The 20,830-nt window shown below is 68.9% G+C and carries 22 protein-coding genes; 12 read left to right on the forward strand and 10 right to left on the reverse strand.

Annotation, left to right across the window (positions count from 1 at the left end; translation table 11 throughout):
• Window positions 1-56 precede the first annotated feature (56 nt).
• Complete coding sequence (locus CFB50_RS23440) at window positions 57-794, forward strand: SDR family oxidoreductase (protein WP_089447418.1); 738 nt, start codon at window positions 57-59, stop codon at window positions 792-794.
• A gap of 8 nt (window positions 795-802) precedes the next feature.
• Here the strand turns inward: CFB50_RS23440 and CFB50_RS23445 are convergent, their stop codons facing one another.
• The gene (locus CFB50_RS23445) at window positions 803-1,780 is read right to left on the reverse strand and encodes a LysR family transcriptional regulator (protein ID WP_089447419.1); all 978 of its coding nucleotides are present in this window, start codon (window positions 1,778-1,780) and stop codon (window positions 803-805) included.
• 133 nt (window positions 1,781-1,913) lie between these two features.
• On the opposite strand from CFB50_RS23445, the gene CFB50_RS23450 reads away from it, so the two are divergent.
• The 4 genes from CFB50_RS23450 (at window position 1,914) to CFB50_RS23465 (ending at window position 4,989) form a co-directional block, all read left to right on the forward strand.
• Entirely contained in the window at window positions 1,914-2,630 is a 717-nt protein-coding gene (locus CFB50_RS23450) for an SDR family oxidoreductase (RefSeq protein WP_089447420.1), read from the forward strand.
• A 207-nt stretch (window positions 2,631-2,837) separates the two neighbouring features.
• Window positions 2,838-3,173 carry a putative quinol monooxygenase gene (locus CFB50_RS23455; protein ID WP_089447421.1) on the forward strand — a complete coding sequence of 112 codons (336 nt, stop codon included), beginning with the start codon at window positions 2,838-2,840 and terminating at the stop codon, window positions 3,171-3,173.
• Window positions 3,170-4,327 carry an iron-containing alcohol dehydrogenase gene (locus CFB50_RS23460; RefSeq protein WP_089447422.1) on the forward strand — a complete coding sequence of 386 codons (1,158 nt, stop codon included), beginning with the start codon at window positions 3,170-3,172 and terminating at the stop codon, window positions 4,325-4,327. Before CFB50_RS23455 ends, CFB50_RS23460 begins: the two co-directional genes overlap by 4 nt.
• A gap of 41 nt (window positions 4,328-4,368) precedes the next feature.
• A complete protein-coding gene (locus CFB50_RS23465) occupies window positions 4,369-4,989 on the forward strand; it encodes an amino acid permease (protein ID WP_373452968.1) in 621 nt (206 codons plus the stop codon).
• 21 nt (window positions 4,990-5,010) lie between these two features.
• On the opposite strand, the gene CFB50_RS23470 is transcribed toward CFB50_RS23465, so the two are convergent.
• Complete coding sequence (locus tag CFB50_RS23470; RefSeq protein WP_089447423.1) at window positions 5,011-5,919, reverse strand: LysR family transcriptional regulator; 909 nt, start codon at window positions 5,917-5,919, stop codon at window positions 5,011-5,013.
• A gap of 174 nt (window positions 5,920-6,093) precedes the next feature.
• Between CFB50_RS23470 and CFB50_RS23475 the strand changes: the two genes are divergently transcribed.
• Window positions 6,094-6,678: a putative glycolipid-binding domain-containing protein gene (locus CFB50_RS23475; RefSeq protein WP_089447424.1), complete on the forward strand. Its 585-nt coding sequence runs from the start codon at window positions 6,094-6,096 to the stop codon at window positions 6,676-6,678.
• Window positions 6,679-6,723: 45 nt separating this feature from the next.
• Here CFB50_RS23475 and CFB50_RS23480 read toward each other — a convergent pair whose 3' ends face one another.
• Both CFB50_RS23480 and CFB50_RS23485 read right to left on the reverse strand, forming a co-directional pair.
• Window positions 6,724-7,716, reverse strand: coding sequence for a sulfonate ABC transporter substrate-binding protein (locus CFB50_RS23480; RefSeq protein ID WP_089447425.1), 993 nt, complete (start codon window positions 7,714-7,716; stop codon window positions 6,724-6,726).
• A 296-nt stretch (window positions 7,717-8,012) separates the two neighbouring features.
• Window positions 8,013-8,420, reverse strand: coding sequence for a DUF427 domain-containing protein (locus tag CFB50_RS23485; RefSeq protein WP_089447426.1), 408 nt, complete (start codon window positions 8,418-8,420; stop codon window positions 8,013-8,015).
• Window positions 8,421-8,701: 281 nt separating this feature from the next.
• Here CFB50_RS23485 and CFB50_RS23490 point away from each other — a divergent pair, with 281 nt between their 5' ends.
• Window positions 8,702-10,363 carry an ABC transporter substrate-binding protein gene (locus CFB50_RS23490; protein WP_089447427.1) on the forward strand — a complete coding sequence of 554 codons (1,662 nt, stop codon included), beginning with the start codon at window positions 8,702-8,704 and terminating at the stop codon, window positions 10,361-10,363.
• A 99-nt stretch (window positions 10,364-10,462) separates the two neighbouring features.
• On the opposite strand, the gene CFB50_RS23495 is transcribed toward CFB50_RS23490, so the two are convergent.
• The 6 genes from CFB50_RS23495 to CFB50_RS23520 all read right to left on the reverse strand — a co-directional run bounded on the left by CFB50_RS23495 (window position 10,463) and on the right by CFB50_RS23520 (window position 16,344).
• The gene (locus CFB50_RS23495; protein ID WP_069251190.1) at window positions 10,463-11,410 is read right to left on the reverse strand and encodes a TauD/TfdA dioxygenase family protein; all 948 of its coding nucleotides are present in this window, start codon (window positions 11,408-11,410) and stop codon (window positions 10,463-10,465) included.
• A 159-nt stretch (window positions 11,411-11,569) separates the two neighbouring features.
• Window positions 11,570-12,523, reverse strand: coding sequence for a TauD/TfdA dioxygenase family protein (locus CFB50_RS23500; protein ID WP_069251191.1), 954 nt, complete (start codon window positions 12,521-12,523; stop codon window positions 11,570-11,572).
• Window positions 12,524-12,671: 148 nt separating this feature from the next.
• On the reverse strand, window positions 12,672-13,517 hold the full coding sequence (locus tag CFB50_RS23505; RefSeq protein WP_089447428.1) for an ABC transporter ATP-binding protein: 846 nt from the start codon (window positions 13,515-13,517) through the stop codon (window positions 12,672-12,674).
• Between the two features lie 40 nt (window positions 13,518-13,557).
• Window positions 13,558-14,379, reverse strand: coding sequence for an ABC transporter permease (locus CFB50_RS23510; protein WP_089447429.1), 822 nt, complete (start codon window positions 14,377-14,379; stop codon window positions 13,558-13,560).
• Between the two features lie 39 nt (window positions 14,380-14,418).
• Window positions 14,419-15,261, reverse strand: coding sequence for an ABC transporter permease (locus CFB50_RS23515; RefSeq protein ID WP_089447430.1), 843 nt, complete (start codon window positions 15,259-15,261; stop codon window positions 14,419-14,421).
• A 15-nt stretch (window positions 15,262-15,276) separates the two neighbouring features.
• Window positions 15,277-16,344: an ABC transporter substrate-binding protein gene (locus CFB50_RS23520; RefSeq protein ID WP_069251195.1), complete on the reverse strand. Its 1,068-nt coding sequence runs from the start codon at window positions 16,342-16,344 to the stop codon at window positions 15,277-15,279.
• Between the two features lie 860 nt (window positions 16,345-17,204).
• Between CFB50_RS23520 and CFB50_RS23525 the strand changes: the two genes are divergently transcribed.
• The 5 genes from CFB50_RS23525 to CFB50_RS23545 all read left to right on the forward strand — a co-directional run bounded on the left by CFB50_RS23525 (window position 17,205) and on the right by CFB50_RS23545 (window position 20,828).
• Entirely contained in the window at window positions 17,205-17,387 is a 183-nt protein-coding gene (locus CFB50_RS23525; protein ID WP_069251196.1) for a Flp family type IVb pilin, read from the forward strand.
• A gap of 88 nt (window positions 17,388-17,475) precedes the next feature.
• Window positions 17,476-17,949 (forward strand): A24 family peptidase, encoded by a 474-nt coding sequence (locus CFB50_RS23530; protein WP_069251197.1) that lies wholly within the window; start codon window positions 17,476-17,478, stop codon window positions 17,947-17,949.
• A 20-nt stretch (window positions 17,950-17,969) separates the two neighbouring features.
• Complete coding sequence (cpaB, locus tag CFB50_RS23535; RefSeq protein ID WP_069251198.1) at window positions 17,970-18,998, forward strand: Flp pilus assembly protein CpaB; 1,029 nt, start codon at window positions 17,970-17,972, stop codon at window positions 18,996-18,998.
• Between the two features lie 54 nt (window positions 18,999-19,052).
• A complete protein-coding gene (locus CFB50_RS23540; protein ID WP_069251199.1) occupies window positions 19,053-20,432 on the forward strand; it encodes a type II and III secretion system protein family protein in 1,380 nt (459 codons plus the stop codon).
• A 15-nt stretch (window positions 20,433-20,447) separates the two neighbouring features.
• Entirely contained in the window at window positions 20,448-20,828 is a 381-nt protein-coding gene (locus tag CFB50_RS23545) for a CpaD family pilus assembly lipoprotein (RefSeq protein ID WP_069251200.1), read from the forward strand.
• Window positions 20,829-20,830: the final 2 nt, after the last annotated feature.

Genomic DNA, 20,830 nt, shown 5'->3' on the forward strand with positions numbered 1-20,830 from the left:
CGCAATGGAGAATGACCTAACGTTCGCGAACCTTCAATCCCTGATGAGGAGTCGACATGAACGAGGCAACGCAATCTTCGGCACTGGACGGTGCGCACGTCGTGGTATTCGGCGGGAGTTCCGGAATCGGACTCGAGGCCGCGGCCGCCGCGAAGGCGAAAGGCGCCAGTGTCACGCTGGTCGGCCGGACCCGCGCGAAACTCGAATCTGCCGCGCAGGCGATCGGCGGCGCGCGCGTCGCGGTGGCCGACATCGCGGACCGCCATGCCGTGCAGGCCGTATTCGACACGATCACGCGCGTCGATCATCTGGTCGTCACGGCCGGCCGGTTCATTGCCGGCAAGCTGAACGAGACCGATCCCGATCACCTGCTCGCCGCGCTGCAGGAGCGTATCGCCGGGCCGGTCTACGCGATCCGCGCTGCGTTGCCGCTGATGCCCGCGACCGGTTCGATCGTGCTGACCGGCGGGCAACTGTCGGATCGTCCGGCCGCGCAGGGCGTGTCCGTCATTGCCGCCGCCGTGCGCGGCGTCGAGGCGCTGGCGCAGTCGCTCGCGCTGGAGCTGAAGCCGATTCGCGTGAACGTCGTTGCGCCGGGCTTCGTCAAGACGCCGCTGTACGACGCGTTTGATCCGGAAGCGCGCGATGCGATCCTCGCGGGCGCGGCGGCGGCATTGCCCGGCGGCCGTGTCGGGCGCGCCGATGAAGTGGGGGAAGCGATCGCGTTTCTGCTGGGCAACAGCTTCATGAACGGCGAGATCCTGCACATCGACGGTGGCGGCCGGCTGGTCTGAGCCGCATGTCAGCCTGCCGCGCGCGGGCCGGTGCGGCGTGCCGGCGGGCGCGGCGCGCGGGCATCCGGATACGCGCGCTGGCAGACGGCGATGACCGCATCGCGCAGGCGGCGATGCACGGGGTCGCCGTGCATGCGCGGATGCCACAGCGCGGACACGAGGATCTCGGGCAGGCGCGCCGGGATCTCGACGCTGCGCAGCCCGAGAGCCTCCATGAGCCCGGGCGAGAACGCGTTGCCGAGGCTCGAGCGCGGCACGAGCGCGATCAGGTCGGTGCTGGCCGCGACGCGCATCGCATCGGGGTAGCCCGGTACGACGACCTGGACGGTGTGGCGCGGGCCGGCCTTGTCGGTCGAGTCGTCAGCCGGCCCGCCGAAATCGCCGAGCTGCGACGCGATCACGTGACGGCAGGCCGCATAGCGCACGGGTGTGATCCTGCCCGATGCGAACAGCGGGTGCCCGGCGCGTGCCACCGCGACATGCCAGTCGTGAAACAGCATGCGGGTGTGCAATTCGGGGGCATCGTCGCCGCGTTTGCCGATTTCCAGATCGACGGCGCCGTCGCGCAGCGCTTGCGGATCGCGGTCGGGCTTCGGGACGAAGCGGATGCGCACATGCGGCGCGATTTCGCCGAGTGCGGCGACCACCGGGCCGGACAGCATTTCCATGAACGAGGCGGCCGCGCGGACGGTGAACGTGGATGCGTGCGTCGCGATGTCCACGTCGGCCGTCGCCGGTCGCAGCACCGCACGCGCGTCGTTGGCGATCGCATGAACGCGATCGCGCAACGCGGCGGCGTGCGGCGTCGGCACGAGCTTGCGTCCGGCGCGCACGAGCAACTGATCGCCGGTGGCCATCCGCAATCGCGTGAGCGTGCGGCTCATTGCCGATGTGCTCAGGCCAAGCCGGCGCGCGGCGCCGGTCACGCTGCCTTCCGACAGCAGCACGTCGAGCGCGGTGACGAGGTTCAGGTCGATGTCTTCCATCGCGACAGGATACGCCTCCGTGCAATTTGACATGGCGTTGGATGCAACTATAAGTTGAATCGGGTGCGTCTGGCGCCTGTCTCGATGCGCACCTATAGTGGGTGCATGACGAAACCCGGCAAAGGCGGAAACCATGCAATCAACGGTATCGAACGCGAATGGGCCCACGATTCTGCTCGTCGCGGCGTCACGCGGCCTCGGGCTCGCGATGGCCGAGACGTTCCTGGACAAAGGCTGGCACGTAACGGGCACCGTGCGCGCAGGATCGGGGCGCACGAAGCTGCACGATCTCGCCGACCGGTTCGACGGCCAGCTCGACATCGAGACGCTCGACATCTGCGAGCCGGCCCAACTGGCCGCGCTGCGCAAGCGGCTGTCGGGCCGGCGCTTCGACATGCTGTTCGTGAATGCGGGCACGACGAACGACCCCACCGAAACGATCGGCGAAGTGACGACCGACGAGTTCGTGCGCGTGATGATCACGAATGCGCTGGCGCCGATGCGTGTGATCGAGACGCTGCAGGATCTCGTGACCGAGGAAGGCCTGATCGGCGCGATGTCGTCGGGGCAGGGCAGCGTCGCGAACAACGTCAGCGGGATGCGCGAGGTCTATCGCGGCAGCAAGGCCGCGCTGAATCAGTTCATGCGCAGCTTCGCGGCGCGTCAGGCCGATACGCGGCGTGCGATGGTGCTGATGGCGCCCGGCTGGGTTCGCACGGAACTCGGTGGGCCGGATGCGCGCCTGACGATCGAGGAAAGCGTGCCGAGTCTCGTCGACGTGCTGATCGCCAAGCGGGTGCGCCCGGGGCTCGACTATCTCGACTATCTGGGGAGGACGGTGCCGTGGTAGTCGGCGCGTCGCGCGAGTAGAGGGCAACGGCGATCCGCCCTGTTTTTCGTGGCGCGATGGCGGCGCTGCGAAGGCCGCGCCGATTCAATACAATGCGACGACCCGCCAGTGACACGGCGTTGCGCCGTCGCGTTCGAATCCTTCCGGTTCGCCGCGCATTGCGTGCGTCCCCGTCGTGACGGCCCCCAGTCGAACACGGAGCGCAACATGAACGAACCTTACCTGCAGGTCATCGCGCATTTCCACGCAAAGCCCGGCAACGGCGACCGCGTGGTCGAATTGCTCGCGGAGCTCGCGCCCCTGACGCGTGCCGAGCCGAAGAATCTCGACTATGCGTATTTCCGGTCGCCGGAGGACCCCGACCACGTCGTGATCCTCGAACGCTACCGCGACGCGGACGGCCTCGACGTGCATCGGGAAACGCCGCATTTCCAGCGGATCGGGTTCGGCGCGATCATTCCGTTGCTCGATCGCCGCGAAGTGTCCAGCTACATGGTGCAGCCGGGCACCGGCACGGCGACGCCACCGGGAGGCACCCGATGAACCCGTTTCAATTCCGTACCGTTCCGACGCAGGTCGTCGAATTCGGCGCCGCGCGCCGGCTCGGTGCATTGTTGCGCGAACGCTTTCCGGCGCTCGTGCGGCTATGTGTCGTCACCGACGCGTTCCTGCATCGCAGCGGCGTGCTCGCGCCCGCGCTGGAGAGCCTTGCCGAGCACGGCTGGCAAGTGACCGTGATCGACGACGTGATCGCCGATCCGCCCGAGCACGTGGTGCTGGAAGCGACCGAGCGGGCCGTCGCGGCTGATGCCGAGATCGTGCTCGGCCTGGGCGGCGGATCGTCGATGGACGTCGCGAAGCTGATCGCGGTGCTTGCGCCGGGGCGGCAGGCGCTGGCCGACATGTACGGCGTCGACAAGGTCACGAGCGCGCGGCTGCCGCTCGTGCAGATGCCGACGACGGCCGGCACCGGCTCCGAAGTGACGGCCGTGTCGATCGTCACGGTCGGCGAGGCGCGCAAGATGGGCGTCGTGTCGCCGCACCTGTTCGCGGACGTCGCGATCCTCGACGCCGAACTGACGCTCGGCCTGCCGCGTGCGGCCACGGCCGCGACGGGCATCGACGCGATGGTGCATGCGATCGAGGCCTACACGTCCGCGCGGCTGAAGAACCCGGTATCCGACATGCTGGCGACGCACGCGCTGACGCTGCTGTCGCGCAACCTGCTCGCGGCGTGCGACGACGGCCAGAACCGCCACGCGCGCGAGGCGATGCTGGTCGGCGCGATGTTCGCGGGGCAGGCGTTCGCGAATGCACCGGTCGCGGCCGTGCACGCGCTGGCCTATCCGGTCGGCGGGATCTTCCATGTGCCGCACGGGCTGTCGAATGCGCTCGTGCTGCCGCACGTGCTGCGTTTCAACGCGCCGGCCGCCGCGCCGCTGTATGCGGAACTCGCGGCGATCGTCGCACCGTCGGCAACGGGCAGCGATGAAGCGCGCACGCATGCGCTGATCGCCGAGATCGACCGGCTGATCGTCGCGACGGGCATTCCGCGCACGCTGCGCGAGGTCGGCATCGGGGAAGGCGACCTGCCGAGGATGGCGTCGGATGCGATGCTGCAGACGCGCCTGCTCGTGAACAATCCGCGCGAGGTGACGGAGGCCGACGCGCTGGAGATCTACCGGCAGGCGTGGTGATGCGGCGGGCGGGCGCGTCGCGCCGCCCGTCATGTCTCGCGATGCGCTCAGGACCGCGAGCGGCGCGTGGCCGCCCGCCGGGCCGCCGTCACGCGCTCGCGTTCGCGACGATGTTCACCCCGACGGTCGGCACGATCGTCACCGCGCTGATGGTGATCGCGTGCATCGGCTCGCTGCTCGGCTGGCAGTTCACGGTCGCGCAGGTGTTCAAGAGCTCGGCGGACGTCGGCTACTTCCTGCCGGTGTTCGCGCGTGCGACGCGCACCGGCACGCCGATCGTCGGGATGGTGATCCTGCTGGTCGCACAGGTCGCGCTGGCGCTGATGGCGATCAGCCCGGAGCTGAGCAGCCAGTTCCAGAAGATCGTCGATCTCGCGGTCGTCACGAACCTCGTGCCGTACGTGATGTCGATGGCCGCGCTGATCACGATCCAGAAGGTCGCGAAGGTGCCGCCGGCGAAGGCGCTGCTGACCAACGTGATCGCGATGGTGGCCACCGCGTACAGCTTCTATGCACTGTTCAGCTCGGGCGAGCAGGCGCTGATGCTCGGCGGGCTGTGCGTGTTCCTCGGCTGGACGCTGTTCGGCTTCGTCAGCGCGCGCTTCTACCAGATGGAAGTCGATGCCCACGTGAAGGAGCCGGGGAAGTCGCTGCAGGCGTGACGGAGGCGGCGCTGGCCGCCGTTATCGGGCAGGGCGGGCCAGCAGCGGCGGGATGTCCTGCTTCAGCAACTCGACGACGGCCCGCACGCGCGGCGGCAGCGGCCGCTGCGCATGCACGAGCACGTTGAGCGCGAAGTCGGGAATCACGTACCGCGGCAGGAGCTCGACGAGCGTGCCGGCCGCGAGCGCCTCCGCGCAGGCCGGCTGCTGGACCACGCCGATGCCGCCGCCGGCCACGATCGTGTCGAACATCGGGCGCCAGTGGCTCGTCGTCATGATCGTGCGGATGCGCGCGTAGTCGAGCGCGTCGCCGTCGCGCTGCAGCGGCAGCCGTTCGCTGGCGAAGACGCCTTTCACGCGGATGAACGGATGGTTCGCGAGATCGGCCGTCGAATCGATCGGGCCGTGCCGCTCGAGATACGACGGCGCGGCGACGAGCCGGCGGCCGACCGCGCCGACCGGATGCGCGACGAACCCGCCGTCGCCGAGCTGGCCGACGCGGATCGAGATGTCGACGCCTTCCGTGACCGGATCGACGATGTCGTCGTTCAGGACCAGGTCGATGTGCAGGTTCGGATACGCGCTGCGGACATGCATCAGCACACCCGGCAGCACGACTTCGCCGACGCATTGCGGCGCCGCGAGCCGGATCGTGCCGTCGAGCGCGTTCTCCGTCTTCGACACCGACGCGACCGCATCGTCGGCCGCTTCGAGCAGTTCCTTGCTGCGTTCGTAGAAGATCCGGCCTTCTTCGGTGCACGTGAGGGTGCGGGCACTGCGCAACAGCAGCCGTGTGCCGAGATGCTTCTCGAGTCGCTCGATGCGCTCGCTGACGGCCGGCTGGCCCATGTCGAGATCGCGCGCCGCGCCGGACATCGTGCCGCGCTCGACGACCCTCACGTAGATGCGCATCGTCGCCAGCAAATCCATGAAGTCGCGCCCCTTGTCTGGTTCCGGTTGATGCCGATCGACGGATGGTACCAAAGCAGGGCCGCCTGAAGGTGCGTGGCGAACCGATACTGAGCATCGGTCGGCGAAGCCGCATGTGTCCGCCGGTGCGATGGAGGACAATCGGCTTCCATGCGATCGACTGGAGACGAAGACATGACGCAACAGGATGACGCGGTGCGCACGCGCTGCGTCGCATGGCAGATCGTGCAGACGTGGCAGGCGGCCGAATGGTGCCGGCTCGTCGAATCGCGAACGGGAGTCGACCTGTCGGGATCGGTGTCGGGTGCGATCGACGGCTCGCCGTTTCGCATCGATTATGCGATCGCATGCGGCGCCGACTGGCTCACGCGCTCGGCAAGCATCACGCAGTGGGGCGGCACGCAGCCGCCGCGGCAGTGGGATATCCGCTGTGACGCAGGGCGATGGACGATCGATGGCGTCGACGTCCCGGCGCTCGCGGGCGCGACCGACCTCGATCTCGGCTTCAGCCCGTCGACGAATACGCTGCCGATCCGTCGGCTCGGGCTGGCCGTCGGCGACGCGGCCGTGATCCATACCGCGTGGCTGCGCTTTCCGGATTTCGCGTTCGTGCGCGGCGAGCAGCGCTATACGCGTACGGCGGAGCGTGTGTACCGCTATGAAAGCGGCACGTATGCGGCCGATATCGCGGTCGACGAAGCGGGCCTCGTCACCGACTACGACGAGTGGCGGCGCATCGGCGCGGCCCCCGCGCGCTGAGTCACGCGTACCGCGCCGCGCGTCGGCGGCAGCGGCACCGGCGCGTCAGCGTGCGCTCGCGACCGACAGCTTGCCCGGAATCAGCTTCAGCGCGCTGAATGCGTCGGCGATGTTCTGCTGATACGCGAGCGTCGCGTCGCTGATCGGCTGCACGCCGTAGCCGGCGCGCTTGAGTGCGACTTCGAGCGTCGGCGCATCGAGGCCGACGAGCGGCGACAGTTGCGTGGCGACGTCGGGCACATGATCGCGCGCCCAGCGGTCGACCGCGTCGACTTCGTCGAGCAGCGCGCGCACCACCTGCGGGTGAGCCGCCGCGTATTTGCGCGCCGCGAGGTAGTACTGCGTATTGCGCACGAGCCCTTCGCCGTTCGCGATCACGCGCGCGCCGATCTGCCGCTCGGCGGCGGCCAGGTACGGATCCCAGATCACCCATGCATCGACGTTGCGCTGCACGAACGCGGCGCGTGCGTCGGCGGGCGTCAGGTAGATCGGCTGGATGTCGGCATACGTCAGCCCCGCATGTTCGAGCGCCTTCACGAGCAGGTAGTGGACGTTCGAACCCTTGTTGAACGCGACCTTCTTGCCGCGCAGCTGCGCGACGGTGCGGATCGGCGAATCGGGCAGCACGACGATCGCCTCGCCCTGCGGCGCGGGCGGCTCGTTGCCGATGTAGACGAAATCGACGCCGCCCGCCTGCGCGAAGATCGGCGGCGTCTCGCCGACCGTGCCGACGTCGATCGCGCCGGCGTTCAGGCCCTCGAGCAATTGCGGGCCGGCCGGAAATTCGAGCCACTGCACGGTGACGCCCTGGCTCGCGAGCCGCTTCTCCAGCGTGCCGCGCGCCTTGAGCACGACGAAGTTGCCGTATTTCTGGAAACCGACGCGCAGCCGCGTGCCGCTGTCTTGCGCATGGGCAGGCAGGCCCGCGAGCGGTCCGAGCGCGAGCCCGGCCAGCCCGGCGGCCGCGCCTTGCAGCCACTGGCGGCGATGCGGGTTCGCCGGTGTCGGTTCAACGTCTGCGTGCGGTGTGTCGTTCATCGAGGCGTCCTGCGTGCGGGTTCACGGGCCGCGCGCGAAAGACGGCGCGGCCGGCGCAGGGCGGGGTCCGATGCGGGCGATGCGCGCCACGGGCCGGCCCGCGCCGGATTCAGGACGATACGGCCGCGCAGGCCGGCGGCCAACCAACGAATCCGCATATGCAAATCAGCGGCGGGCCAGGTGGCGTCGTACGGATCGGCGATCCGCGCAAGAACCTGCCGGCACGGCGGGCCGCACCGGCGAAATCACTACGCACGCGGGGCCGCCCGGCGTTCGATGAACGACTGCCGCGACCCTCAATCGGAGCCGGCGGGGCTTTCCTCGATCGAATCGACGCGATCCGGATAGAACGCGAGGTGCCCGCGGATCGCGTCGACGGCAGGATACGGCGCCTCGTAGGTCCAGATGGCATTGACCGAGCGCTCGCCGCCGACCGGAATCGAGTAGTAGGCGGCGTCGCCCTTGTACGGGCAGTACGTCGCGTGATTGGTGCGTTGCAGCAGTGTCAGGTCGGCGTCCTCGCGCGGGATGTAGAGCACCGCCGGGTAGGCGGCTTCACGCAGCGCCAGCGCGCGGCGCGTATCCGCGACGACCCTGCCGGCCGCCTTGACCACGACGCGCCGCGGGTGCAGTTCGATCGTGATCGGGTGATCGGGGCCCGGCGTCTTTACCGGGCGAGCAGACGTTTCGGAGCTGACAGGCATCGTGTGTCCTCCTGGAATCGGCGGCGCCGGGCAAATCCGGGCGCGCCCGTACCAGTGTTGGCCAGCCGATACGATGCACCATTTCCGGCGAGTCTGCAGGGGGCCGGAAGACGGCGCTGCAACACGGCCGCCCGGCGCTTGCGTGGACGTTTTCATGCACGGGCAGCGGGATGCAGCCACGACGATAAGCAACGCGAAATTAATTGGTAAGCGATCGGCGGGAGGCGCGCGAAGATCGGCCGTCGTCATTTTCATGACAGCTCTCTCCTGTCTCCGTCACCATGAAGAATGCTTTCGTTTCGTCAGCTGCGCGTCGTGCGCGTGGCGTACCCCATGCCGCCGCGGCCCTGCGTTGCATCGCGGCGTCGCTGCTGCTCGCCGGCGCGGCCACGCACGCGCTTGCCGCGCCGTCCGGCAAGACGCTCGTGTATTGCACCGAAGGCAGCCCGGCCGGCTTCGATCCGGGCCAGCATACGACGAGCACCGATTTCGATGCGAGCACGTACCCGGTCTACAACGGGCTCGTGCAGTTCAAGCGCGGCACGCTCGATCTCGAGCCGGCGCTCGCGACGAGCTGGGACGTGTCGCCCGACCAGCGCACGATCACGTTCCACCTGCGGCGCGACGTGAAATTCCAGACCACCGCGTGGTTCAAGCCGACGCGGCCGTTCCAGGCCGACGACGTCGTCTTCACGTTCCGCCGGATGCTCGATCCCGAGGATCCATTCCGCAAGGCCTATCCGGTCAGCTTCCCGTATTTCAGCGACCTCGGCTTCGACCGCAACGTCGAGCGCATCGACAAGGTCGACGACTATACGGTGCGCTTCGTGCTGAAGACACCCGACGTCGTGTTCGTGCGCAATCTCGCGATGGCGTTCGCGTCGATCCTGTCGGCCGAGTATGCGTCGCAGCTCGCGGCGCGCCATCGCGAGGCCGACATCAACCAGTTCCCGGTGGGCACGGGGCCGTTCCTGCTGCGCACGTACCAGAAGGACGCGCTGATCCGCTACGACGCGAATCCCGACTACTGGAAGCCGGACGACGTGAAGCTCTCGCGCCTCGTGTTCGCGATCACGCCCGATCCGGCCGCACGCCTGCAGAAGCTGGTGGCCGGCGAGTGCCAGGTATCGGCGTTCCCGCGGCCGGCCGATCTCGACACGGTGCGGCGCGACCCGAAGCTGACGTTGTTCTCGGGGATGGGTTTCAACGTCGGCTTCGTCGCGTACAACACGCAGCATGCGCCGCTCAATCGCGTCGACGTGCGTCGCGCGCTCGACATCGCGATCGATAAGTCGGCGATCGTGAAGACCGTGTTCAACGGCGACGCGAAGATCGCGACGAACCCGATGCCGCCCGAGCAATGGTCGTACAACCCGCGCCTGAAGGATGCGCCGCGCGACCCGGCGGCCGCGAAGGCGCTGCTCGCGCAGGCCGGTTTCCCGAACGGCTTCGACCTGACGCTGTGGGCGATGCCCGTGCAGCGCCCGTACAACCCGAATGCGCAGTTGATGGCGCAGCTGATCCAGCAGGACTGGGCGAAGATCGGCGTGCGCGCGAAGATCGTCAGCTACGAGTGGGGTGAATACAACCGCCGCGCGAAGCATGACGGGCAGCACGACGCGATCCTGTACGGCTGGTCGGGCGACAACGGCGACCCCGACAACTGGCTCGGCACGCTGCTCGGTTGCGACGCGGTGCATGGCAGCAATCTCGCGAAGTGGTGCAACCAGGATTTCGAGAAGCTGGTGGACGCGGCGCGTTCCAATGGGGATGTGGCGAAGCGCACGGCGCTGTACGAGCAGGCGCAGGTCGTGTTCAAGGACCAGGTGCCGTTCACACCGATCGCGACGTCGATCGTGTCGCTGCCGGTGTCCAAGCGCGTGCACGGGCTGACGTTCTCGCCGCTCGGCGGTCATCGCTTCGACGGGGTCTGGCTGGATTGACGGGCGGGCCGCGCGGACGGTGCTGCCGTCCGCGCGGTGTGACGACGGCAAAGCCCGGCGCGATGCAGCATGCGCCGGCTACCGGCAGGTCGAGTCGGTTCAGTTGAGCGCGACTGCCGTCGCGGCTTCGACCGGCGAGCCTTCGAGCGCGACCGACGGCCGGCCGTCCGGGCCGACCGGCACATCGCCGACGAGCGTCGTGCGATACAGCTGGCGGTCGAAGTCGAGATCGAAGATGTCGACCGGCGCGAGGTGGGCGGTCGCGCGGTTGTCCCAGAACGCGATGCTGCGCGGTTCCCATTTGAAGCGGATCGTGAATTCCGGCCGCGTCACGTGTTCCCACAGCAGTTCGAGCAGCGCCTGGCTCTCGCGCGGCGTCAGCCCGACGATCGATTTCAGGAAGCTCGGGCTCACGTACAGCGCGCGTTCGCCGGTCTCCGGATGCACGCGCACGAGCGGATGCTCGGTGACGAGCGGGCGGCGTTCGACCGCGTCGTCGAACGCGCTGGTGGCGCGCGCGCCGGCCGGCGGCGTGAAGCGGTGAATGCCGCGCAGGCCGTCGACGAAGCCGCGCAGCGGCGCCGACAGCGTTTCGTACGCGCGCACGAGGTTCGTCCAGTGCGTGTCGCCGCCGTACGGGGGGATCGTCACGCCGCGCAGGATCGACGCCCACGGCGGGTTCACGGCGGCCGTCACGTCGGTGTGCCAGCCGGTCCACGGACGGCGCACCGGTTCGCCTTCGAAGCGCGTCGCCTTGCGATGCTTCGCGATCGAGTAGACGGCCGGATGCCCGTCGACGTGCCCGAACACCGGGTGGCCGACCGTCGGCTCGCCGAACTGCGCGGAGAACGCGACGTGCTGCTCGTGCGTGAGGAATTGCTCGCGAAAGAAGATGACGCGCCATTTCAGCAGCGCGGCGCGGATCGCCGCAATCTGCGGCGTGGTCAACGGTTGCGTGAGGTCGACGCCGCGGATTTCCGCGCCGATATGGGCGGACAGCGGAATCACGTCGACTGGCTGGGCGGCGGGTTCGAGTAGGGCGCTCATGCGACGCTCCTGGCGGAAGTGGAGGGGGCGGAGGGCCGACATCGTTGCGCGGGTGCGCGTCGATCCGGAGGCGGGAAGTGCATGGTCGGTGTCCGGGAGCGGAAAGCGGGGGCAGGCGCGGCGGCGCGCATGAAGCGCCGCCGCCGCGCGACGCGGGCGTTATTGCAGCGTCGCGCCCGGCCCCTTCAGCACGACGCTCTGGCGGCCGTCGATGCCGACCGGCACGTCGCCGTGCACGGTGGCGCGGCGCACGACACGGCGCGCATCGCCGTAGTCGTTGATCGCGTAGTGCTGCGTCGCGCGGTTGTCCCAGATCGCGACGTCGCCTTCCTGCCAGTTCCAGCGCACGGTGTTCTCGAGACGCGTCACGTGTTCATGGAACACCTGCAGCAGGTGCGCGGAATCCTGCGACGACAGCCCCTTGAGCCGCTGCACGAAATGCCCGAGCACGAGCGTGCGTTCGCCGGTTTCCGGATGGACGCGCACGACCGGGTGCTCGGTTTCGTAGACGGTCGACGTGAACACTTCGCGGTAGCGCTTCAGTTGCGTATCGTCGGCATGCACGTGCGTCGACGCGTAGTCGTATGCGTTGGTGTGCAGCGCCCACAGCGTGTCGGCGAGCGCGCGCAGCGGGTCGGGAAGGTTGGCGTATGCGGCGGCCGTGTTGGCCCACACGGTGTCGCCGCCGAACGGCGGAATCACGACGGCGCGCAAGATCGAGATCTTCGGGTACGCATCGACGAAGGTCACGTCGGTGTGCCACGAATTGGCGCGCGCGCCGTGCGCGGAATCGAGTTCGAGCAGAGCTGCGCTGCCGTCGACGGACGGCACGGTCGGGTGCGCGACGGTCTTGCCGAAGCGCCGTGCGAACGCTTCCTGTGCGGTGTCGTCGAGATGCTGCTGGCCACGGAAGAACAGCACCTTGTGGCGCAGCAGCGCGGCCTGGATCGCATCGAACGTCGCGTCGTCGAGCGTGCCCGACAGCCGCACGCCGGCGATTTCGGCGCCGATCCGGCCGGCAACCTGGCGAAGCTGGAGCGGCGTGGCGGCCGTGCGCGGCGCGGCGTGCGAGGCATGCGAAGACGGGTGAGCGGCGTGCTGGACTTCGGACATCGGGAGTCTCCTGGAGTCGGGTCGGTCGAGTCTCCATTCAAGCAGGGACCGCGCGCAATCGGAACCGATGAATCGTCACAACCTTAGCGTGTGCGCAGCGATGATCGATATGCGTCGTCATGCTGAGCAATGCGGCGCGACATGCGTACTACCACGCAAGCCGCCATTCGCCGATCCGGTGCGGGCGCGGCGTGTCGATGCGCTGGCCGCCCGGGCGATCGTCGCCCGGTGGTTCGTGGTCGTCGAAATCGGCGAGCACGGTATCGCGCAATCGCGCGAATTCCGGCGAATCGCGCCGGCGCGGGCGCGGCAACGCGACATCGACGATGCGTTCGATGCGGCCCGGGCGCGGCGCCATCGTCACGACGCGGTCGCCGAGATACACGGCTTCGTCGACGTCGTGCGTGACGAGGATCATCGTGATGCGCTCCTGCTCCCAGATACGCAGCAGTTCGTTCTGCATCCGCGCGCGCGTCTGCGCGTCGAGCGCGCCGAACGGTTCGTCGAGCAGCAGCACGCGCGGGCGGTTCACGAGGCCGCGCGCGATCGCGACGCGCTGCGCCATCCCGCCCGACAGCTGGTTCGGATACGCGTGCTCGAAGCCGTTCAGCCCGACGAGCGCGATGTGATCGGCAACCGCGCGCCGCTTCGCGGCCGCATCGAGCGGGGCGTTGCGCAGCGCGGCCTCGATGTTCTGCGCGACGGTCAGCCACGGGAACAGCCGGTGATCCTGGAACACGATCCCGCGCTGCAGCGACGTGTCGCGCACGCGTTCGGCGCCGGCCCGGATCTCGCCCGCGTAATCGGTATCGAGCCCGGCGATCAACCGCAGCAGTGTCGACTTGCCGCAACCGCTCGAGCCGACGATCGTGACGAATTCACCGGCGCGCACGTGTAGCGACACGTCGTCGAGTACGGCGAGCGCGGCGCCGCGTTGCGCGTAGTGCTTGCTCACGTGGAGGATGTCGAGCGAATCGGAGGAGAGGGTCGTCATGGCGGTGCGAGGAAGAGGGTGACGAGGAAGGAAAAGGCGATCAGCGCGTCAGGTCGCCGCGCCGGGCCAGCACCTTGCGCTCGATCGCACGCGCGATCGCGTTCAGCGCCCAGCCGGTCACGCCGACGACGATGATCCCGAACAGCACGAGATCCATCCGGAACTGCTCGCTGCCGTCGATCAGCGTGTTGCCGATCCCGCTGCCGGCGACCAGCAGGTATTCGGCGCCGAGCGTCGCGAGCCACGAATAGATCAGGCCGAGATACAGCCCGGTGAAGATCGACGGCAGCGCGGCCGGCAGGATCACGTAGCGCACGAGCTGGAGCCGCGAGTAGCGCAGCGCGCGGGCGACGTCGACATACGCGCGTGGCACCGCGTGAATGCCGTCGCAGGTGTGCGCGGCGACGGGCAGCAGCGCGGCGAGCGACAGGAACACGACCTTGGCGACGTCGCCGAGGCCGAACCACACGGAAATCAGCGGAATCCACGCGAACAGCGAGATCTGCTTGAACGTGTCGAAGCTCGGGCCGACCATGCGCGCGGCGACGCGCGACAGCCCGAGCGCGGCGCCGAGCAGCAGGCCGCCCGTCGCGCCGAGCACGAAGCCGCACGCTTCACGCGCGAGCGACGCGGACAGCGCGCGGCCGAGTGCGCCGCTCGTGGCTTGCGCCCATGCGGTACGCAGCACGTCGGCCGGGCCGACCAGCAGCCCGCTGCTGACGAGGTGCGCGGAAGCGATCGCCCACCACAGCGCGAACGCGACGAGCGGCAGCACGAAGCCGCGCCAGTCGGGTGCGCGCAGGCGGCGGGCGGTCGCGCCAGCAGGCGGGGTGGCGTCAGGCGCGGCAGCAGGATACGTCAAGGGTGGGACTCCTTCGGTGGCGCGGGCAGGGGCGGCGCTTCAGCCGCGGAACGCGGACGGCACGCCGCGGCGCAAGCGTGCTTCGAACGCATCGAGCAGCCGGTTGATCAGCAGGCCCACCGCGCCGACGACGATCACGGCCGCCATCACGAGATCGAGCTGGAACAGTTGTCGCCCGTACACGATCAGGTAGCCGAGCCCTTCGGACGATGCGACGAGCTCGACGACGACGAGCGCGAGCCACGACTTCGTGAACGCGAGCCGCACACCGGTCGCGAGCGTCGGGATCGCGGCGGGCAGCACGACGTGCACGATGCGTTGCCGCCGCGTGTAGCCGAATACGCGCGCGACTTCGTCGAGCGCGGGCGGGGTCTGGCGAAACCCTTGCAACGTGCTCAGCGTGACGGGAACGAGCGCCGCATGCGCGATCAGCAGGTATTTGAGCGGCTCGCCGACACCGACGAGCAGCAGCAGGAACGGCAGCCAGCCGAGCACCGGAATCTGCACGAGCGCGTTGAAGCTCGGCAGCACGTAGGCTTCCAGCGTGCGCGACAGGCCGAGCGCGACGCCGGTCGCGAAGCCGAGCAGCGTGCCGGCGGCGAAGCCGACCAGCACGCGCTGCAGGCTGATCAGCGTGTGGCGCACGAGATCGCCGCTCGTCGCGAGATCCGCGAGTGCGTCGAACACGCGTTCGGGCGGCGGCAGGATCTGCGGCGCGATCCAGCCGCGCGCGCTGCCGACGCTCCACAGCGTGAACAGCAGCGCGGGCAGCAGCCACGGCGCGAGCCGCCACGACCACCGCTTCACGGCCGCCGCACGGTGCGGCGGCGCGGCGAGCGCGGGGCGCCCGGATGACGGGATGGAAAAGGCGGTGTCGCTCATCGTGGCAGGTCCGGGTCAGGAAAGGGGCTTGCCGGCCGCGTCGTAGCGTGGCCAGTAGCTTTCGAGCTTCAGCGTGCGCAGCGCATTGTCGAGATACTTCGGCTCGAACCAGCCATCGACGTCGACCGGCTGACGGATCAGCTTCAGTGCCAGCGCATCCTGCGCGACCGACTTGTAGCGCGCGACGACGAACGGATCGATCAACGGCGACAGGCGATCCTTCAGGCGCTGGTTCGCATAGTCGGCCTGCCACGACGACACCGGCACGCCGCTTTTCGCCCACAGCTTGAACAGCGCATCGCGATTCGCTTCATCGGACGACCATTGCGCGCCCTTCACGACTGCGGTGACGACGCGCTGCACGATGTCCGGATGCGCGCGCTCGAAATCGTCGAGCACGAGCAGGTGGGTCTGGCGCGTGAGCTGCGGACCGTCGTTCTGCGACTCGTAGATGATTTTCGCGAGCCCGGCGTCGCGCAGCTTGTACAGCTGGTAGTCGCCCACCGACGCGTCGATGCCCTTCGACGCGAGCGCGGCGAGCGAACTCGCGGCGTCGAGATTGATCACGCGCAGGTCGCGTTCGCCGAGGCCGTTCTTCGCGAGCGCGTTGTCGGCGACGAGCTGCAGGTTCGTACCGCGGAAGATCGACACGCGGCGGTCCTTCAGGTCCTTGATCGAGCGGATCGGGGAGTCGGGCGGCACCGCGATCTTGACGCCCGAGCGCACGCTCGCGGCGAGCAGCAGGCGCGTCTTGATCCCGTTCGCCCGCGCGAGCACGGCGGGCAGGTCGCCCTGGTACGCGAAGTCGAGCGCCTTGTTGGCGATCGCCTCGTTGACGGCCGGCCCCGCGCCCTTGAAGAACAGCCACTGCACCTTGATGCCGTCGGCCGCGAACTCCTTTTCGACCAGTTGCTGCAACTGCGCGGTGGCCGCGCTGGATCCGCCGAACGTCGGCGGATCGCCGGCGCCTTGCTGGGCGACACCGATGCGGATGGTGGCGGGCTTGTCGGCGTGCGCGGCGGCGGCCGGCAACGCAAAGAGGGACGCGATCAGCAGCGAGCGAAGCAGGCGCAATGGAAGCATGAATCGATGGTTCCGGAACGTTGGGGGGAAGCGAGACCGGGCCTCAGCCCGTCGGCGCATTCTCGATGACGTGCCAGGGCTGGACAAGAAACGATTTGAACTATGCTTATCGCCGTTTTCCGGGTTGGTGCGCCGGGCGATTCGTTCCATCCGGATGAGAACGGCATTCACATGCAACTGACATTCAATCAGGATTCCAATCAAGTCGAATGAAGCCGGAAACAGAATCATGAAATTTCCGGTTGGAAAGTCGCGATGAAGACGCGCGTGGATTCGCGCGAAGATCATTTGCCGAATCCGGGCGGGAAAACGGGGGCAGGTGGTCGGGGGAGATGTGATGCGAGGCCGTCGTGCATGCCGGGACGGCCGGCCGGGCGTGGCAAGACGGCCGCATGCGGATCGGCCCGGCATGCCGATAAATCGAACAGAAACCGGGGCGATCATTCACGCGCTGCAGCAGTCGGCATGCTCGTTCCGATCGGCGACCCTTCGCTGTCACGCGAGAAAAAATGACCGGAAATGCACGACATGGATTTCATCGTTGCAGGATGAAATCCATAAATGCATTCCGACGCCAAATAATTTGAATTCGCCTGAAAAATTGTCTATACCCTAGACGAATCAGCGCGGTTGCATCGTGCGGGAAGACCGCACCACGGATGCAGGCACGCAACGATCGAAGATGTCGTTGCACGCCGCGTGTTGCAGTAATCGAGAGAGGATTCCGGGGGATGCGGGCGACCTCGTGCCAGGGTCGCGCGCATGGATCGCCATGGGCGGATGCCCTGCGCAACCACCGGAGCAACGGAGCATCTTTGCGTTCAACGGTCGGTCACCGGCCCCGTTACACGGAGGTTGCCATGCTGCAATACGTCAAATCCCTGCTGCGTGACGAACGTGGCGTCAGTTCGCTCGAATACGCCGTGCTGGCGGGCATCGTCGTGGTCGCGCTCGCGGCGGTCGGCGTGATCCTCAGCAGCAACGCCGGCGGCTTGCCGAGCGTGTTCACGACGCTGATCAACAAGGTGACGAGCCTGATCTGATCCCCTGAACCCGCGCGCCACCGACGAACACCGGGATCCGCAGCGGTAGAACGTATCCGGCCGGGGCGTGTCGACGGACGGCTCTCCCATGCTCATGCTCGTGCAGTCGGTGGCCACGGCCTTGCTGGCCTCGCTCGCCGCGCAGGATCTGCGCGACCGGCGCCTGTCCAATCGCGCGGTGCTCGCGTTCGCGGCGCTGTATTTCGTCGCGGCGGCGCTCGCGCGCGACGGGTTCGCGCCGCTGGCCGGCCATGTCGCGACCGGTGCGGCGATGCTGCTGCTGTTCGGCGGCATGCGCCATGCGGGCTGGATCGGCGGAGGCGACGTCAAGCTGGCGGCGGCGGTATTCCTGTGGGCCGGCCCGGCACTGGCGTTGCCGGTCCTGACGGGCGTCGGCGCGGGCGGTGCGCTGTGCGGCGTCGCGTTGCTGGCGGCGCGGCCGCGACGCGCAGCCTCGGTTCGCGCGGTCGCCGCGCGCGGCGTGCCGTACGGCGTTGCGCTCGCGCTCGGCGGCACGCTGGCCGTCTGGGCGTCGTTTCCACACACGGTTTCGCTGACCTAGCCGGGGGGACGCACGCCGCCATGCCCAAACCGCTGAGACTGGCCGTGCTCGTCGTTGCCGCCGGCATCGGTGCGTTCATCCTGCGCGAGCTGTACGTCGCCGCGTCGACGCCGTCGGTGCCTGCCGAAACGGATCAGGCGCGCGTGCGGGTCGCCGCCGCCGACCTGCCGGAAGGGCTGCTGCTGCGCGACAACGATCTGGCGTGGAAGCGCATGCCGCGCGCGCAGGTGCCGGCTGGCGCGTTCGTCGAGTCGCAGCCGGGCGCGGACCTGAAGGGCGCGCTGCTGCGCAACCACGTCGGTGCCGGCGCACCGATTCGCGTCGAGAACGTGATACCGGCCGGTGCGCCGGATTTTCTCGCGGCGGCGCTGCAGCCCGGCATGCGCGCGATCTCGGTGCCGGTCGACGACGTGTCGGGCAACGCGGGGCTGATCCAGCCGGGCGACTTCGTCGACGTGTTGCTGACGCAGCAGATCGGTGGCTCGGCGACGTCGCCCGGCACGTTCGAGGCGGAGACCGTGGTGCGGCGCGCGCGCGTGCTCGCGGTCGGCTCCGAATTCCAGCGCGCGAAGGCGCCCGCGAGCGCACCGGACGCGACGGCCCGCGCCCGCACGGTCACGCTCGAGGTCGCGCCGCGCACCGCGCAGGTCGTGCTGGTGGCGACCCGCCTCGGCTCGCTGTCGCTCGCGCTGCGCAGCTTCGCGACGAGCGACCGGCGGCAGCCGGCAGGCGGCGACGCGCAGGAGCCCGATACGCAGCCCGTGTGGGCCGGCGACGTGTCGCGCGCGGCCCGCGAGGCCGCACGCGAACCGTCCGCCCGGCCGGAGTCGGGCGCGCGGCCGGCGTGGCGGAGCAACGCGGTCGTGATCTATCGCGGTTCGTCGGTCGACGACGGATCGCGTGGCGGCGGCACCGGCACGCCGGGCCTGCCGCCGTTGCCGGCCGGGCTGCCGGCCTGGCCGGCGATGCCCGCGACGCCCACGACGACGGGCGGCGCCAATGTCGCGGCGGAGGCCACTGCGCAGCCGCCGGCCGTGGCGGCGCAGTGACGGATTGACGATTCGGGCCGGCCGCCCGGCGGCCGGCATTTGACGGGAACACGCATGGTGCGCATGGTTCGTTGGATCGCTTTCGGGTGCCTGGCCTGCATCGTCGCGTCCGGGGGCGCGTTGGCGCAGGTCGCACGCGCGCCGGACGCGGGCGCGGCGCTGTCGATCGCGACCGGCAAGGGGGAACTGCTGTCGCTGCCCGAACCCGCGGCCGCGATGTTCGTTGCCGATCCGTCCATCGCGGACATCCAGGTGCCGTCCCCGCGCACCGTGTTCGTGTTCGGCAAGAAGGCGGGCACGACCACGCTGATCGCGCTCGGCGCGAACCATCGCCCGATCCTGCGCAAGACGGTGATCGTGCAGGTCGACACGGCGTCGCTGCAGGGCGTGCTCGACAGCCGCTTTCCGCAGCTGAAGCTGTCGGTGTCCGGCGCACCGGGCTCGCTGATGGTGTCGGGCAAGGTGCCGAGCGCGGCCGACGCGGATGCCGTGATGCAGTCGCTCACGCCGTACCTGCACGACAAGGAAAAGATCGTAAACCGGCTCACGCTGTCGCGCCCGATCCAGGTGAACCTGCGCGTGCGGGTGACCGAGGTGAGCCGCAACGTCACGCAGCAGCTCGGCATCAACTGGAGCTCGCTGGGCGCCGCCGGCAACTTCGTCGGCGGGCTGTTCAACGGACGCACGCTGTTCGACCCGACGAACGGCCTGTTCAACCTGTCGCCGACGGGCGCCTTCTCGGTGCTCGGCGGATTCCGCGCGGGGCGCTGGTCGATCGACGTCGTGCTCGACGCACTCGACCAGGAAGGCCTGATCACGATGCTCGCCGAACCGAACCTCACCGCGATGTCCGGCGAGACGGCGAGCTTCCTCGCGGGCGGCGAGATTCCGATCCCGGTCGCGCAGACCGGCAACACGGGGGTGATCACGGTCGAGTACAAGCCGTTCGGCGTGTCGCTCGATTTCACGCCGACCGTGCTCACCGACAACCGCATCAGCCTCAAGGTGCGGCCGGAAGTCAGCGAGGTCGATGCGAGCAACAGCGTGACGACGGGCAGCATCAAGGTGCCGGCGCTCACGGTGCGGCGCGTCGAGACGACGGTCGAGCTGTCGAGCGGGCAGAGCTTCGCGATCGGCGGGCTGCTGCAGAGCCAGACGGCCGACACCGTGTCGCAGATTCCGGGGCTCGGCCGGCTGCCGATCATCGGCCGGCTGTTTTCGTCGAAGAACTTCCAGGACAACAAGACCGAGGTGGTCGTGATCGTCACGCCGTACATCGTGCAGCCGACCGGGCCCGGCCAGCTCGAGCAGGCAATCGACACCGTCGCGCGGCCGAGCAGCGACTTGGAGTTCGCGGTGCAGCGCAACCTCGGGCTCGACCTGCTGTCGGGTGACACGCCGCGCCTCGTCGGCGCCGCGGGCTTCGTGTACTGAACCGGAGGAGCGCGCATGCGAAACCGATCGACCGTTGCCGCACTGCTACCGCTGGTGCTCGTGGGCTGCCTGTCGGCGCCGCCGCCGGTCAACCTGCCCGATGCGCGGGCGATCGGCTTCGACGGCGCGCACGCGGTGGCGCCCGATTGCGCGAAGCTGATGCAGCCGTCGCATCTCGTCGACGCGGGGTTCGCGCGGCCCGGCGTGCCGTTCGGCTGCGCGACCTATTCGAACCTCGCGGCGATGCTCGCGCGGCCCGAGGATCTCGTCGCGCCCGTGCCGTACGGCGGCGCGGATGCGCAGACGGCAGCCGACGCGGTGCGCCGTTACGTCGAGGATCGCGTGAAGCAGCCGACGCCAGGCAAGACGATGACGACCAGCTCGCCCAGCCATTGACC

Source organism: Burkholderia sp. AU33423 (assembly GCF_002223135.1).
Classification (GTDB): domain Bacteria; phylum Pseudomonadota; class Gammaproteobacteria; order Burkholderiales; family Burkholderiaceae; genus Burkholderia; species Burkholderia lata_D.